The following is a 15,559-nucleotide window of genomic DNA, read 5'->3' on the forward strand; positions in this document are numbered from 1 at the left end:
GCGCGGCCACCAAAGCAGCATTCGGCCGCCTGCGGGCTGTTTCTAAGATGGCGACACGGCCTCTGTGGTTGAGGCCTTGCGTGCAATCGTGAGGGCATAAAAATGACAACAAAACGCAACGTCTTGCTGGCTGCCGGGCTGCTTGCCAGTGCAGTGCTGACCGGCACTGCCTGGGCACATGGCAATGTGGTGCCCCAGGCCGTGGAAACCAAGGGCCTGACCCCGATCAAGGACGCTGGCGTAACCCTGGACGGCGATGGCTGGGCAGCGGTCAACCCGTACCGCAGCTCTCCCGAGCACGACAAGGCCGTGGAGATCGGTGCCTCGGCCTACAACCAGAACTGCGCCGCCTGTCATGGCCTGGAGGCCAAGTCGGGGGGCATCGCCCCGGATCTGCGCATGCTCGATGCCGGCGAGGCCGGGGATGAGTGGTTCGTCGAGCGGGTACGCCACGGTGCGGTCCGCGACGGCCGGGTGTACATGCCGAAGATGGCCGACTACCTGAGCCAGGAGGCCCTGTGGGCGGTGCGCACCTACCTGGACAGCGTGCACGTCGAGGAATGACGGCCATGCGTCTGTTGGCGGTGCTGTTCAGTGGCTTGCTGCTGTGCTGCGCGGCGGCGCAGGCGCAGGTGCGCAACTACGACGCGATCATCGCCGCCGGCGAATTGAAGGTGGCTGTGTACAAGGACTTTGCGCCCTACAGTTTCGAGGACCACGGCCAGCCGCGAGGTGTCGACGTGGAGCTGGCGCAGGCCCTGGCCACGGCGTTGGGGGTGCGCTTGCAGCTGATCTGGGCGCCACCCGGGGAAAAGCTCGACGACGATCTGCGCGACTACATCTGGCGCGGCAGCCCGTTGCGCCATCAGCAACTGGCCGACCTGATGATGCGGGTGCCATACGACCATGCCTATGCGCAGCGGCGCAACGAGGTAGGCGAGCTGGAAAACGCCCAGGTGGTCATGTTCGGCCCTTATCAGGAGGAGCGCTGGCAGGTCGCCTATGATCGCCGCCGCCTGCCCTCGGTGGCCAGTGTCGCGGTGTTCCAGCAGCACCCGATCGGGGTCGAGGTGGACAGCGTGCCGTCGTTCTACCTGACTTCTGTGTTCAACGGCATGCTCAGTGCCAAGACCCATCATTACCCCAATGTGCAGCAAGCTTTCGGCGCCATGCAGGCCGGTCAGGTGGACGCGGTGATGGCGATGCGCGGCGAAGTTGACTGGCAACTGCATCAAGCCGCCGACCCGCAGCTGGCCCTGGCGGAAAACGCCTACCCGAACCTTGGCAAGCAGGCCTGGGAGATCGGCATGGCGGTGCATGAAAGCAACCGGCAGCTGGCCTATGCGGTGGAGGAAGCGCTTGAGACGCTGATTCGTGATGGGCGGATGAGGGCGATTTATGCCAGTTATGGCCTGCGTTACCAGGTGCCGGAAATGTATCAGTAACAAGCTTCGCAGGCTTGTGAGTTTGTAAAAGCAACACATCCCCCTGTGGGAGCGGGTTCACCCGCGAAGAATGCGACGCGGTATATGGCACCGGCTTCGCCGGTGTTCGCGGGTGAACCCGCTCCCACAAGGACCGTGCACTGTCAGCCAGGTTTGCGTTGATCAAAAGGAGTGGGCGATGAACTGGCGAGCGACTTTCCTGCTGGCCTGCTGGATGCCCTGGGCCGCACAGGCCCAGGCCAGCGAGCCGAGTAACCACAAGGACCCGGTGCCGTCGGTGATGTGGGACTTCTACCACAAGCAGCTGCTGGGCCAGGCCGCATTCGTGTTCGATGATCGGGTCAAGCTGCTGGCGCCACCCTTTGCCGAGGACGCACGCCAGGTGCCGTTGGAGATCGACGCTCGGGCGTTCAGCGGCGAAGTGGTGCGGATCATCGCCTGGGCCGAACTCAACCCGCTGCCGCGTATCGTCGACTTCCAGCCCGGCGAGCGCGTGCTGCCCTGGTTGTCGATCCGCATTCGCGTCGAACAGGCCACACCGCTGCGCGCTGCGGTACTGACGCGCGACGGCCTGTGGCATGTCGGCTCGACCCTGATCGATGCTGCCGGCGGCGGTTGTACCGCGCCCAGCGTGGTACGCACTCAGCCCGGCTGGGAGGAACACCTCGGTGAAGTCCTGGGCGGGCGCTACCCGCGCGGCGACAGCAGCCGCTTGCGCCTGCAGGTGGCCCACCCGATGGACAACGGCCTGGTCAGCGGCATTCCCGAATTCTTCCTCAACCATGCCGAGTTGCAAGGCGCGGACGGCCAGCGCCTGGCCAGCCTGGAACTGTACCCGGCGGTCAGCGAAAACCCCAACCTGGGCTTCGACATCCAGGGCCCCGGGCCGACCCGGTTGGTGTTGCAGGACAACAGCGGCAACCAGTTCGAGGCGGCAGTGCCCTGAACGCGTTGCCCGACTCCATCCCTGACCAGAGGCGCCCGTCATGCGTTGCATTCTGCTGTTGCTGCTGTGCCTGGGCCTGCCGGCCTGGGCAGACCTGGACTATCGGCTCAAGCCCCGGCAGATCGCCGAAGGCACCTGGCTGCTGGAGGGCAGCACCGACAATTTCGCCAAGGATAACGGCGGCAATATCGTCAACACCGCGTTCATCGTCACCGACAACGGGGTGGTGGTGATCGACAGCGGGCCGTCGAAGCGCTACGGCGAAGCATTGCGCCAGGCCATTGCCGCCACCACCGACAAGCCGGTGGTCGAAGTGCTGCTGACCCATCATCACCCCGACCATGTGCTGGGCAACCAGGCCTTTGCCGATGTGCCCATCGGCGCCCTGGCCGGTACCGGCGAGCTGTTGCGCCAGCAGGGGGAGGCCATGGCCGAGAACATGTACCGCCTGGTTGGCGACTGGATGCGCGGTACCGAGGTGGTGCTGCCGACCCGTGTGCTGGAGCCAGGTATTCACGAGGTGGGCGGGCACCGCCTGCGGCTGCTGGCGCTGGGCGGGCACACAGGTGCCGACCTGGCGATTCTGGATGAAAGCACCGGTGTGCTGTTCGCCGGTGACCTGGTGTTCTACGAGCGCGCATTGACCACGCCCAACAGCCCGGGGCTGGAGGTGTGGCTGAAGGACCTGGACACCTTGCAAGCGCTGCCCTGGAAGCAGCTGGTGCCTGGTCATGGCCCGCTGGCCAGCGATGCCCGGCCGTTTGCCCAGATGCGTGATTACCTGGGCTGGCTGGACGGGCTGATGCGCGACGGCGCGGCGCGTGGCGATGACATGGCCGAGATGATCCGCAGCCCCATACCCGAACGGTTTGCTGCTATCAGCCTGACCCGTTACGAGCTGATTCGCAGTGTCAGCCACTTGTACCCACGTTACGAACGCCAGCAGCTGCGGCGTGTCGACGCCAAGCCCCCAATCTGAGGGTGTAACGCGGCCCCCTGTGGGACCGCGCAAGTTCACTGCTACCAAGGAACTAGAAAACTCAGCACTGCGGGCAATTGTTGGCAAGCAGGTCGGGACCAAGAATTCCCGACACACCGGGAAGTTTTCCCGGATACAACAAAAAAACCAAAGGTAGCCGTCATGACCCGATCCACACGTCGTCCCGTGTTCGCCTTGAGCCTGGTGCTCAGCGCCATGCTGCTTGCCGGTGCAGCCCACGCCGCTGTCAGCAATGAAGAAATTCTCCAGGACCCGAAGAACCCGCAGCAGATCGTGACCAATGGCCTGGGCGTGCAGGGCCAGCGCTACAGCCCGCTGAACCTGCTCAATACCGACAACGTCAAGGACCTGCGGCCGGTCTGGGCATTTTCCTTCGGTGGTGAGAAGCAGCGCGGCCAGCAGGCCCAGCCGCTGGTCAAGGACGGGGTGATGTACCTGACCGGCTCCTACTCACGGGTGTTCGCCGTGGACGCCCGTACCGGCAAGAAACTGTGGCAATACGATGCGCGCCTGCCCGATGACATCCGCCCGTGCTGCGACGTGATCAACCGCGGCGTGGCGCTGTACGGCAACCTGGTGTTCTTCGGCACCCTCGATGCCAAGCTGGTGGCGCTGAACAAGGACACCGGCAAGGTGGTATGGAGCAAGAAAGTGGCCGACCACAAGGAAGGCTACTCCATCAGCGCCGCGCCGATGATCGTCAACGGCAAGCTGATCACCGGCGTCGCCGGCGGGGAGTTTGGCGTGGTGGGCAAGATCCAGGCCTACAACCCGGAAAACGGCGAGCTGCTGTGGATGCGCCCGACCGTGGAAGGGCACATGGGCTACGTGTACAAGGACGGCAAGGCGATCGAAAACGGCATTTCTGGCGGCGAGGCGGGCAAGACCTGGCCCGGCGACCTGTGGAAGACCGGTGGTGCGGCGCCTTGGCTGGGCGGCTACTACGACCCGGAAACCAACCTGATCCTGTTCGGCACCGGCAACCCGGCGCCGTGGAACTCGCACCTGCGCCCGGGCGACAACCTGTATTCCTCGTCGCGCCTGGCCCTGAACCCCGACGATGGCACCATCAAGTGGCACTTCCAGAGCACGCCGCATGACGGCTGGGATTTCGACGGCGTCAACGAGCTGATCTCGTTCAACTACAAGGACGGCGGCAAGGAGGTCAAGGCCGCCGCTACCGCTGACCGCAACGGCTTCTTCTACGTGCTGGACCGCACCAACGGCAAGTTCATCCGCGGCTTCCCCTTCGTCGACAAGATCACCTGGGCCACCGGCCTGGACAAGGACGGCCGGCCAATCTACAACGAGGCCAGCCGGCCGGGGGCGCCGGGTAGCGAGGCCAAGGGCAGCTCGGTGTTCGTCGCCCCGGCGTTCCTCGGGGCCAAGAACTGGATGCCGATGGCCTACAACAAGGACACCGGGCTGTTCTATGTGCCGTCCAACGAGTGGGGCATGGACATCTGGAACGAAGGCATCGCCTACAAGAAGGGCGCGGCGTTCCTCGGTGCCGGCTTCACCATCAAGCCGCTCAACGAAGACTACATTGGCGTGTTGCGCGCCATCGACCCGGTCAGCGGCAAGGAAGTGTGGCGCCACAAGAACTATGCGCCGCTGTGGGGCGGGGTGCTGACCACCAAGGGCAACCTGGTGTTCACCGGCACGCCGGAAGGCTTCCTGCAGGCCTTCAACGCCAAGACCGGCGACAAGGTCTGGGAGTTCCAGACCGGTTCCGGTGTGCTCGGTTCGCCAGTGACCTGGGAAATGGACGGCGAGCAGTACGTTTCGGTGGTTTCCGGTTGGGGCGGCGCGGTGCCGCTGTGGGGCGGTGAAGTGGCCAAGCGGGTCAAGGACTTCAACCAGGGCGGCATGCTCTGGACCTTCAAGCTGCCCAAGCAACTGCAAACGGCAAGCGCCAGTCGCTAAGCCTGCAACCTGCCGCTTGCTGCCAGGGACCCTGTGGCAAGCGGCCCTACTACCAAATGACGAGAGCCCCGCTGCCAACGATGCATTCGCCCGGCAGGCGGGGCTTTTTACCATCGGCTCATCGCCTGTCGCCGGACAGGCATCGACCCACAGAGGCTCAGCATGATCTACGCACAACCCGGAACCCCAGGCGCCGTCGTGTCCTTCAAACCACGCTACGGCAACTTCATCAACGGTGAATTCGTGCCGCCGCTGGGCGGCCAGTACTTCACCAACAGCTCGCCGGTCAATGGCCAGCCGATTGCCGAGTTCCCGCGCTCCGGCGCCCAGGACATCGAGCAGGCCCTGGACGCTGCGCATGCCGCTGCCGAGGCCTGGGGCAAGACCTCGGTGCAGGACCGCGCCCTGGTACTGCTGAAGATCGCCGACCGCATCGAACAGAATCTCGAAGTACTGGCCGTTACCGAGAGCTGGGACAACGGCAAGGCCGTGCGCGAAACCCTCAACGCCGACGTGCCGCTGGCGGCGGACCACTTCCGCTACTTCGCCGGCTGCATCCGTGCCCAGGAAGGCGGCGCCGCCGAGATCAACGAAGGCACCGTGGCCTACCATATCCATGAGCCGCTGGGCGTGGTCGGGCAAATCATCCCGTGGAACTTCCCGCTGCTGATGGCCGCCTGGAAGCTCGCCCCGGCCCTGGCCGCCGGCAACTGTGTGGTTCTCAAGCCGGCGGAGCAAACGCCACTGTCGATCACCATTTTCGCCGAGCTGATCGCCGACCTGCTGCCGGCAGGCGTGCTGAACATCGTCCAGGGCTTTGGCCGCGAAGCCGGCGAAGCCCTGGCCACCAGCAAGCGCATCGCCAAGATCGCCTTCACCGGTTCCACCCCGGTGGGCTCGCACATCATGAAGTGCGCGGCCGAGAACATCATCCCGTCCACCGTCGAACTGGGCGGCAAGTCGCCGAACATCTTCTTCGAAGACATCATGCAGGCCGAGCCCGCGTTCATCGAAAAGGCAGCCGAAGGCCTGGTGCTGGCGTTCTTCAACCAGGGTGAAGTGTGCACCTGCCCGTCGCGGGCGCTGATCCAGGAATCGATCTACGAGCCGTTCATGGCCGAGGTGATGAAGAAGATCGCCAAGATCACCCGTGGCAACCCGCTGGACACCGCGACCATGGTCGGCGCCCAGGCCTCGGAGCAGCAATACGACAAGATTCTTTCCTACTTGCAGATTGCCCGGGAGGAGGGCGCGCAGCTGCTCACCGGTGGCGCTGCCGAGCGGCTCGACGGCGACCTGGCCAGCGGTTACTACATCCAGCCGACCCTGCTCAAGGGCAACAACAAGATGCGCGTGTTCCAGGAGGAGATCTTCGGCCCGGTGGTGGGCGTGACCACCTTCAAGGACGAAGCCGAAGCGCTGGCGATCGCCAACGACAGCGAGTTTGGCCTGGGCGCGGGGCTGTGGACCCGTGACATCAACCGTGCCTACCGCATGGGCCGCGGGATCAAGGCCGGGCGCGTGTGGACCAACTGCTACCACCTGTACCCGGCGCATGCCGCGTTCGGTGGCTACAAGAAGTCCGGGGTGGGCCGCGAGACGCACAAGATGATGCTCGATCACTACCAGCAGACCAAGAACCTGCTGGTGAGCTACGACATCAACCCGCTGGGCTTCTTCTAAAGCCTGAGCTGGCCTCGGGGGCTGCCTTGCAGCCCATCGCCGGCAAGCCAGCTCCCACAGGTACTGCACAAGGTTCAAGGCCCATGCAGTACCTGTGGGAGCTGGCTTGCCGGCGATGAGGCCAGCACAGCAACACATTACTCCTCGGCTTGTCGCTGCCTTCCTACCAACGCACCCCGCAAACCTGTCCCAAAGTAGCATTCGGCCCCGCCGCCGCTCGTGCATTAATGCCTCTACCGGAATCGCCCGGCACCAAGAAGAGGAATGCCCCATGTGGACTAAACCCGCCTTTACCGACCTGCGCATCGGCTTCGAAGTGACGATGTACTTCGCCAATCGTTGATGCCTGTCCGGCCATCAGCGCGATGGCCGGTTCTTCATTGAGCATGCCCGTTGTGAACCTGATCGATCGCGAACAAGCCCTGGCCTTGCGCAAGGGCTTCCGCCTGCGCTGGGAGCCGCGCCAGGCCTGCCATGTGCTGCTGTACCCGGAGGGCACCATCGAACTCAATGCCAGTGCCGGCTGGGTGCTCGAGTTGCTGGACGGCCGGCGCAGCGTGGCGGCGGTCATCGACCGCCTTGCACAGCGCTTCCCCGGGGTGCCGGGGCTGGACGAGGACATCCTGGCGTTCCTGGAGGTGGCCCGTGCCAAGTACTGGATCGAATGAGCCGTGGCCAGGCTTTGGTCTGGTTGCTTTCGCTGCGGGATGCTTTACGCTGGCGGTTACCTTCCAGAACAATAAGAACAGGCTTCCCGATGAGCCAGAGTTTCAGCCCGCTTCGCAAGTTCGTTTCGCCCGAGATCATCTTTGGTGCCGGCTGCCGGCATAATGTCGCCAATTACGCCAAGACCTTCGGTGCGCGCAAGGTGCTGGTGGTCAGCGACCCCGGTGTGATTGCCGCCGGTTGGGTGGCGGACGTGGAGGCCAGCCTGCAGGCCCAGGGCATCGACTACTGCCTGTACAGCGCCGTATCGCCCAACCCGCGTGTGGAAGAGGTGATGCTTGGCGCCGAGATCTACCGGCAAAACCACTGTGATGTGATCGTCGCGGTCGGCGGCGGCAGCCCGATGGATTGCGGCAAGGCCATCGGCATCGTGGTCGCCCACGGGCGCAGCATCCTCGAATTCGAAGGCGTTGACATGATCCGCGTGCCCAGCCCGCCGCTGATCCTGATCCCGACCACGGCCGGCACCTCGGCGGACGTGTCGCAGTTCGTGATCATTTCCAACCAGCAGGAGCGCATGAAGTTCTCCATTGTCAGCAAGGCGGTGGTGCCGGACGTGTCGCTGATCGACCCGCAGACCACCCTGAGCATGGACCCGTTCCTGTCGGCCTGTACCGGTATCGATGCGCTGGTGCATGCCATCGAAGCCTTCGTTTCCACCGGCCACGGCCCGCTGACCGACCCCCATGCGCTGGAGGCCATGCGCCTGATCAACGGCAACCTGGTGGAAATGATCGCCAACCCCACCGATATCGCCCTGCGCGAGAAGATCATGCTGGGCAGCATGCAGGCAGGGCTGGCGTTTTCCAATGCGATCCTGGGTGCGGTCCACGCCATGTCGCACAGCCTGGGCGGGTTCCTCGACCTGCCGCATGGCCTGTGCAATGCGGTGCTGGTGGAGCACGTGGTGGCGTTCAACTACAGCTCGGCACCGGAGCGTTTCAAGGTGATTGCCGAAGTGCTAGGTATCGACTGCCGCGGCCTCAACCACCGGCAGATCTGCGCACGCCTGGTGGAGCACCTGATCGCGCTCAAGCGTGCCATCGGCTTCCATGAAACCCTGGGCCTGCACGGCGTGCGCACGGCCGATATCCCGTTCCTGTCGCAACATGCGATGGATGACCCGTGCATCCTCACCAACCCGCGTGCGTCGAGCCAGCGTGATGTCGAGGTGGTCTATGGCGAGGCCCTCTGACGAGCAGCAACGGGCGCTGGCCGGGCTGCTGGGGCTGGGCGACCACTCGGCGCGCAAGAGCCATTACCCGGAGCTGGCGGCGCGCCTGGACGAACTGGAGGCCGAACGCAACCGCTACAAATGGTTGTTCGAAAACGCCGTGCACGGGATTTTCCAGGCCAGCCTGCAAGACGGCATGCGTGCCGCCAACCCGGCGTTGGCACGCATGCTCGGTTACGACAACCCGCAAGCGTTGCTGTTTCCGCTGACGGACCTTGCCGCCAACCTGTTTGTCGGCGGGGCTGAAGAACTGCACGCCATCACCGCGACCCTCGCCCGTGAACGCAGCCTGCACGGTTATGAAACCCGCTTGCGGCGCAAGGACGGCAGCCACCTCGATGTGTTGATGAACCTGTTGCTCAAGCCAGGTCAGGAAGGGCTGGTGGAAGGGTTTGTCGCCGACATCACCGAACGCAAGCTGGCCCAGCAGCGCCTGCAGCAACTGAATGACGAGCTCGAGCAACGGGTGGCTGCCCGTACCGATGAGCTGCTGGAGGCCAACCGCAATCTGCAACAGCAGATCGCCGAGCGCAAACAGATCGCCCGCGCCCTGCGCGATGCCCGCGACGCCGCGGAAACCGCCAACCGCAGCAAGGACAAGTACCTCGCTGCCGCCAGCCATGACCTGCTGCAACCGCTGAATGCCGCGCGGCTGCTGATCTCGACTTTGCGCGAAAGACCGCTGCCAGAAGCGGAAAAAGTGCTGGTGGAGCGTACCCATCAGGCGCTGGAGGGCGCTGAAGACCTGCTGACCGACCTGCTGGACATTTCCCGGCTCGACCAGGCGGCGGTCAAGCCGGACGTAGCGCTGTACCGCCTCGACGAGCTGTTCGGGCCACTGGTCTCGGAGTTCCGCACGGTGGCCGATGCGGCAGGCCTGAAGTTGCGTGCGCGCATTGCCGACTACGCCATCAGCACCGACCTGCGGCTGATGACGCGTATCCTGCGCAACTTTCTCAGCAACGCCTGCCGTTATACCGATGAGGGCAGGATTCTGCTGGGCGCCAGGCGCCGCGGCGATCACTTGCGCCTGGAGGTGTGGGATACCGGGCGGGGCATCGCGGCCGATCGGCTGCAGGCCATTTTCCTCGAGTTCAACCAACTTGACGTAGGCCGTGCCGCCGATCGCAAGGGTGTGGGCCTGGGGCTGGCCATCGTCGAGCGGATCGCCAAGATTCTCGGCTATCGCGTCGAGGTGCGTTCATGGCCGGGGCGTGGCTCGATGTTCAGTATCGACGTGCCGATCGGCGAAGCCATGCCGTTGCCTATCCACCAGGCCGCGCCGCAGCCTGGCGCCGGCAACCCGTTGCCGGGCCGCCGCCTGCTGGTACTGGACAACGAAGTGAGCATCCTCGAGAGCATGGGCGCGCTGCTCGGGCAGTGGGGCTGCGAAGTGGTTACCGCGACCGACCAGGCCGGGGCCTTGCTGGCCTTGCAGGGGCGGGCACCGGAATTGATCCTGGCGGACTTTCACCTGGACCACGGTGTTGTCGGCTGCGAGGTGGTCAGGCACTTGCGTGAACATTTCGGCGCCGCCATTCCTGCGGTGATCATCACTGCCGACCGCAGCGATCAGTGCCGACGCTCCTTGAACAAGCTCGGTGCGCCGCTGCTGAACAAGCCCGTCAAACCGGGGAAGTTGCGTGCGGTGTTGAGCCAGTTGCTGGGCTGAAGTCTCAACCCCATGGCCTTGCGCGTACCTCTGTAGGAGCAGCCTTGTGCTGCGAAGAGGCCCGTACTGATTATGCATATCTGTTGCTTGTACCGGCCTCTTCGCAGCACAAGGCTGCTCCTACAGGGGGGGGCCGCGCAGTGCCAGGTGGCTGTTCCTGAAATGGGACTCTGTATGGCCTTTCAATACAAGCGACTGGACAAGAATAACGCCGCTTTACTGCTGGTGGATCACAAATCAGTTGTGTGCCGCCGGTGCCTTTGCCTCCAGCAGGGCGGTACCGAGCGTTTGGTGATAGTGCCCGGGGCCAAGCAGGCGCAAGATTCCGGCCTTTTCGAGCTTGCCAAGCACCTTGCCGTTGGCTTCGCACAGTTTCACAACGATCTGGCGTTCATGCAGTTGCTGGATCACTTCCTCCAGGGTCTGCAGCCCGGTGATATCCATGAAGGGCACCCGCTTCAGGCAAATTACCAGCAGTTCAGGGTCGGTATGCGTTTGTGACAGGGCGCGCTCGAAGGTTTCAGCGGCGCCAAAGAACAGCGGGCCTTCGATGGTGTACACCAGCACGCCGGGGGGCAGCGATTTCTGGCCGTTGCTGTGCAGTTGATTGGCCAGTTCCTCTTCGACCACCTGCTGGACTTCAACGGACGATGCCATGCGGCGCATGAACTGAAGCATGGCGAGGATGACGCCGATATTCACGGCGATTACCAGGTCGCTGAACACCGTCAAGGTGAAGGTGACGAGCAGGATGGCGATGTCGGCTCTCGGTGCGCGCTGCAGCATGCGCTTGAAATGCTTCAGCTCGCTCATGTTGTAGGCGACGACGAACAGAATCGCCGCCAGTGCGCAGAGTGGAATGTTCGACGCCAGTGGCGCCAGGAACAGGATGATCAGTACCAGTGTCAGCGCATGGATGATGCCGGCCAACGGCCCGGTAGCACCATTGCGGATGTTGGTTGCTGTCCGGGCAATGGCACCTGTGGCGGCAAAGCCCCCGAACAGCGGCACTACCAGGTTGGCGATCCCTTGGCCGATCAGTTCCTGGTTCGAGTCGTGCCTGGTCCCTGCCATGCCGTCGGCGACGACAGCCGAGAGCAATGATTCGATGGCCCCCAGCATGGCGATCGCAAACGCTGGCCCGATCAGTTCGATCACCCGCGCCAGGGAGACTTCGGGCCAGGTCAGTGACGGCAAACCTTGTGGGATCGCCCCGAAGGCGGTGCCGATGGTAGCCACACCGTCAAAATGGAACAGGGATTGGACGAGCGTCGCGAACACCATGGCTACCAGTGGCCCGGGCAGGCGTTTCAGCACGGGCAGCCTTGGCGCCAGGATCAGCAAAGCAAGGCTGCATGTCGCGAGCAGCGTCGTGGCAATGTGGAGGTCCGGCAGGGCTAGCAACAGATGCCACAGTTTTTCGTGGAAGTGCCCACCTTCGATTACGGGCAGGCCGAAGAAGTCACGCCATTGCCCAACCCAGATGATGATGCCGATGCCGGCGGTGAAACCCACGATCACCGGGTCGGGAATGAACTTGATGACTGCACCCAGGCGGGTAATGCCAAGCACCAGCAGTATGGCGCCAGCCATCATCGTGGCCAGTTGAAGGCCTTCCACTCCGTACTTCGCCGTCACCCCTGCGAGGATCACGATGAAGGCCCCGGTCGGTCCGGCGATCTGCAATCGACTGCCGCCCAGCAAGGAAACCAGCAGCCCGCCTATGATCGCCGTGTAGATGCCTTGCTCCGGCTTGACCCCGGAAGCGATGGCGAAGGCCATGGCGAGGGGCAGCGCAACAACCCCGACGATGAGGCCGGAGACAAGGTTGCGCATCCAGTGTTCACGCTTGAACAGGCCGGCGTTCCAGGCTTCGCGAACCGCGATCATTGCAGGCTCCTTGATAAGGTGCATGCACATAGTATTTAGCATGCCATGGGCCTGTTGTGCCTCTGAACGAACTGATCGAGCTGAACGAGGCGGAGCAGGGCAGGCGCGGCATCTGCACCCTCAAATGTGAAGGCGTTGTGCGGGTCCAGATTCACGATGTCTCGCACGCTTCCTTCCGACCGCCCGTGATGATCGGAATGTAGCTTGCCGGGCCTGACTGATGGCACTTCAGGCACGGTCACCTGCAAAGCGATAACTGCGAAACAGCGGGATAGAGCTTCCAAAGACACTTGCGAAGTTTGGATCCAGTTGTCGATAAAACTTTCCATTCGGTCAAATTACAACAACTTAGCAAACTAACTAACTTGGTTTGGCGTGCCGCCTGTCGGTCGTTTTGCTCGAGAAATGAACGATTTGGATGACGCTGACTCCTATTTGCCAGCAGGTGCCTTCAATGTGATTGCACTTCGCGCCTTTCCCCAGAACTTATGGACGTTCAACCTCATCGGCATTGCAGGGATGCTCATGGGGCTTTTTTATTCCTGAATAGTGGAGTATTGCCATGCCCAACCGAGGCTCTTCGGGTGAGCCACCGCGTGTATTGAGTGACAATCTGCTTTTTCATTTAACGATTCGAATTTGGCTCTGTCGTTGCGATTAAATCGTTCGCACACCTATTTCAAAGCCATCTAGCGCTAACGCATTGCGTGGAGAAAATGTCGTGGAGATTAATACAATTATTAGCCTGTTCGGGCAGAAAGAATCCATGGAGCTGGTGCGGTTGTCTGTTATTTACGTTCATTTATTGGCCTGTTGCATTGCCATCGGCATGGTATTCGCCAGTGACGCCGAGATGGTCAGGAACTTGTTGAAAGGTCATAAAGAAACCGGGCATGACAGTAAGCATATGACGAGCTTGCAGAAGTCCGTGGCCAATGCCCTGATATTCCTGTGGCTCACGGGTGCCGCAGTGATTGGAATTGACTACCTTGATAAAGGTATGAACTATTTTGCCAATCCTAAACTTCAAGCGAAGGTCATTATTGTCATGTTGCTGACCTTTAACGGCATGTTGTTGCATCGCTATGTATTGCCGGCCCTGCTCAAAGCAGGCAACTTGCTGGACCTTAATTTTGGCGTGCGGATGTTCGCACTGTTCTCCGGCGCACTGTCGGGTGTGTCCTGGTTGTATGCGGCGATGCTGGGTGTTGGCCGCCCACTGGCCTGGAAATACTCGCTGACCGAGTTGCTGCTGGCCTATCCGGTACTGATCCTGCTGGGCTTTGCCATGATGGCTGCCCTGACCCAGTGGGCACGCAAACGCAGCCAGGCCGAACCGGCTCCAGCGCCTGTCTGGCGACTGGCAGGCATTCCTACCTGATTGCCTGAGTAACGCTTCGGTTGCGCCGCGAACCGGGAAACCTGGTTCGCGGCGAGCTCGTTTCATGCGCAGCCTCTGGGCGGTTCGACTGGCGGCATTGAATTTGAACGTCGCCCAATGGTGGGGCTCTTAATGCAAAGGACACCGTGAGGGTTCCATCATGAGCATTGAACGCAGCATCCCCGAGCTCGAAGCCTGGTACGCCCAATACGACGACATCAGTTACCGCCGTGAGTCGCCGGATGCCTACCACCATGAACTGCTACGCACGGCCGAGGCGCTGCGTGACGATGGTGCCATTGACTGGGACGACTGGCTCGCACTCAAGGCATTGGCCGATGACGCCCATGTGCGCGCCCTGGAAGATGCCGTGCAGGCCCACGTCAGCGACCCCGACGCATGAAAGCGCTTAAGATTGCCACGTTCAACATCAACGGCATTCGTAGCCGACTGCCGGCACTGCTGGCCTGGCTGGAGCGGGAAAGGCCTGACATTGCCTGCCTGCAGGAGCTCAAGGCGGCGGATCAGCAGTTTCCTCACCAGGCGCTGGAAGCGGCGGGGTACGGCAGCCTCTATCAAGGGCAGCCTTCGTGGAACGGTGTGGCCATTCTGTCGCGAGGCAGCGAACCACTGGAAGTACGGCGTGGCCTGCCTGGCATGGAGGACGACAACCACAGCCGCTACCTCGAAGCCGCGGTGCACGGGGTGCTGGTGGCTTGCCTGTACCTGCCGAACGGCAACCCGCAACCGGGGCCGAAATTCGATTACAAGCTCCGCTGGTTCGAGAGCCTGATCGAGCATGTCAAAGGGCTGCATGACGGTGGCCATCCCGCGGTGCTGGCGGGCGATTTCAATGTGGTGCCAACCGATATGGATATCTACGACACACGCTCCTGGATGAAGGACGCGCTGCTGCAGCCCGAATCACGTGCGTGCTACCAGAAACTGCTGAATCAAGGCTGGCTCGACGCCATTCGCCATCTGTATCCGGACGAGCGCATTTACACCTTCTGGGATTATTTCCGCAACCACTGGGCACGCAACGCCGGGTTGCGTATCGACCACCTGCTGCTCAACCCCGAGCTCGCGCCTTACCTGAAGCGGGCTGGTGTCGATGCCTGGGTGCGTAACGAACCCAAGGCCAGCGACCATGCGCCCGTCTGGATCGAGCTGGGCACGCGTCGCCGGCCATAGGGCAGTTCGAGTGAACCTTCAACTACCGGAACCACCGCTGGAGCCCGAACCACCAGAGCCTCCGGTCCCGGTGCCCGTCCCGGTGCCGCGTTCCGATCCACTGCGGTCACTACCGGATCGGTCGGTGGTGCCATCGCCACCGGTATTGTCAGTGTCATTGCCATCGGTTCCGCCGGAACCTGTCCCCATGGCATCCGCAGGCGTGCCGGAGCCGGTCGCTCCGCCTTGGTTGTTCATGTGCCCGCTGTCATGCGGCTGCGTGCCAGGAGCACGCTGATCGTTCAGGTCGGTGGCTGCCAGCACCACAGGTGCGCTGAGCCCCAGGCACAGCGCGAGCAGTAACGAATGAGGCTTCATGATCTTCATGGCGATACTCCGTTGCGGGTTGGTCACCTTCTGTTCGGCCTGCGTCACCCACGGGCGTGCCGTGAAATCGACGGAATGCATGGAGCGCTGACATGC

At 62.7% G+C, this 15,559-nt stretch carries 16 protein-coding genes; 14 read left to right on the top strand and 2 right to left on the bottom strand.

Going from position 1 to position 15,559, the window contains the following annotated elements; genetic code table 11:
• Positions 1-102: 102 nt before the first annotated feature.
• The 10 genes from pedF (at position 103) to CAG18_RS00315 (ending at position 10,632) form a co-directional block, all read left to right on the top strand.
• Positions 103-564: a cytochrome c-550 PedF gene (pedF, locus tag CAG18_RS00265; protein ID WP_013972175.1), complete on the top strand. Its 462-nt coding sequence runs from the start codon at positions 103-105 to the stop codon at positions 562-564.
• Between the two features lie 5 nt (positions 565-569).
• On the top strand, positions 570-1,445 hold the full coding sequence (locus CAG18_RS00270; protein WP_054573833.1) for an ABC transporter substrate-binding protein: 876 nt from the start codon (positions 570-572) through the stop codon (positions 1,443-1,445).
• 178 nt (positions 1,446-1,623) lie between these two features.
• Positions 1,624-2,391 (top strand): quinoprotein dehydrogenase-associated SoxYZ-like carrier, encoded by a 768-nt coding sequence (locus CAG18_RS00280; RefSeq protein ID WP_085719687.1) that lies wholly within the window; start codon positions 1,624-1,626, stop codon positions 2,389-2,391.
• Positions 2,392-2,431: 40 nt separating this feature from the next.
• On the top strand, positions 2,432-3,370 hold the full coding sequence (locus tag CAG18_RS00285; protein WP_015270053.1) for a quinoprotein relay system zinc metallohydrolase 1: 939 nt from the start codon (positions 2,432-2,434) through the stop codon (positions 3,368-3,370).
• 162 nt (positions 3,371-3,532) lie between these two features.
• Positions 3,533-5,317, top strand: coding sequence for a PQQ-dependent alcohol dehydrogenase PedH (pedH, locus tag CAG18_RS00290; RefSeq protein ID WP_024086834.1), 1,785 nt, complete (start codon positions 3,533-3,535; stop codon positions 5,315-5,317).
• A gap of 162 nt (positions 5,318-5,479) precedes the next feature.
• On the top strand, positions 5,480-7,000 hold the full coding sequence (locus CAG18_RS00295) for an aldehyde dehydrogenase family protein (RefSeq protein ID WP_024086835.1): 1,521 nt from the start codon (positions 5,480-5,482) through the stop codon (positions 6,998-7,000).
• Positions 7,001-7,271: 271 nt separating this feature from the next.
• Complete coding sequence (gene pqqA / locus CAG18_RS00300; RefSeq protein WP_003253598.1) at positions 7,272-7,343, top strand: pyrroloquinoline quinone precursor peptide PqqA; 72 nt, start codon at positions 7,272-7,274, stop codon at positions 7,341-7,343.
• Positions 7,344-7,395: 52 nt separating this feature from the next.
• Positions 7,396-7,668, top strand: a complete 273-nt coding sequence (pqqD, locus tag CAG18_RS00305; RefSeq protein WP_061302426.1) for a pyrroloquinoline quinone biosynthesis peptide chaperone PqqD — start codon at positions 7,396-7,398, stop codon at positions 7,666-7,668.
• A gap of 89 nt (positions 7,669-7,757) precedes the next feature.
• On the top strand, positions 7,758-8,921 hold the full coding sequence (gene ercA / locus CAG18_RS00310) for an alcohol dehydrogenase-like regulatory protein ErcA (protein WP_013972181.1): 1,164 nt from the start codon (positions 7,758-7,760) through the stop codon (positions 8,919-8,921).
• The gene (locus CAG18_RS00315) at positions 8,905-10,632 is read left to right on the top strand and encodes a NahK/ErcS family hybrid sensor histidine kinase/response regulator (protein WP_015270056.1); all 1,728 of its coding nucleotides are present in this window, start codon (positions 8,905-8,907) and stop codon (positions 10,630-10,632) included. The genes ercA and CAG18_RS00315 overlap by 17 nt, the downstream gene beginning before the upstream one ends.
• A 237-nt stretch (positions 10,633-10,869) precedes the next feature.
• Here CAG18_RS00315 and CAG18_RS00325 read toward each other — a convergent pair whose 3' ends face one another.
• Positions 10,870-12,522 carry a SulP family inorganic anion transporter gene (locus CAG18_RS00325; RefSeq protein ID WP_085719689.1) on the bottom strand — a complete coding sequence of 551 codons (1,653 nt, stop codon included), beginning with the start codon at positions 12,520-12,522 and terminating at the stop codon, positions 10,870-10,872.
• 405 nt (positions 12,523-12,927) lie between these two features.
• Here CAG18_RS00325 and CAG18_RS27150 point away from each other — a divergent pair, with 405 nt between their 5' ends.
• The 4 genes from CAG18_RS27150 to xth all read left to right on the top strand — a co-directional run bounded on the left by CAG18_RS27150 (position 12,928) and on the right by xth (position 15,097).
• Positions 12,928-13,068 carry a hypothetical protein gene (locus CAG18_RS27150; protein ID WP_158239712.1) on the top strand — a complete coding sequence of 47 codons (141 nt, stop codon included), beginning with the start codon at positions 12,928-12,930 and terminating at the stop codon, positions 13,066-13,068.
• A gap of 220 nt (positions 13,069-13,288) precedes the next feature.
• A complete protein-coding gene (locus tag CAG18_RS00330; protein ID WP_015270058.1) occupies positions 13,289-13,903 on the top strand; it encodes a hypothetical protein in 615 nt (204 codons plus the stop codon).
• 160 nt (positions 13,904-14,063) lie between these two features.
• A complete protein-coding gene (locus CAG18_RS00335; RefSeq protein WP_003257678.1) occupies positions 14,064-14,306 on the top strand; it encodes a hypothetical protein in 243 nt (80 codons plus the stop codon).
• Positions 14,303-15,097 carry an exodeoxyribonuclease III gene (xth, locus tag CAG18_RS00340; RefSeq protein WP_085719691.1) on the top strand — a complete coding sequence of 265 codons (795 nt, stop codon included), beginning with the start codon at positions 14,303-14,305 and terminating at the stop codon, positions 15,095-15,097. Before CAG18_RS00335 ends, xth begins: the two co-directional genes overlap by 4 nt.
• An 18-nt stretch (positions 15,098-15,115) precedes the next feature.
• Here the strand turns inward: xth and CAG18_RS00345 are convergent, their stop codons facing one another.
• Positions 15,116-15,544, bottom strand: coding sequence for a hypothetical protein (locus tag CAG18_RS00345; RefSeq protein ID WP_085719747.1), 429 nt, complete (start codon positions 15,542-15,544; stop codon positions 15,116-15,118).
• Positions 15,545-15,559: the final 15 nt, after the last annotated feature.

The sequence above is a fragment of the Pseudomonas sp. B22(2017) genome (assembly GCF_002113105.1).
GTDB lineage: Bacteria > Pseudomonadota > Gammaproteobacteria > Pseudomonadales > Pseudomonadaceae > Aquipseudomonas > Aquipseudomonas asiatica.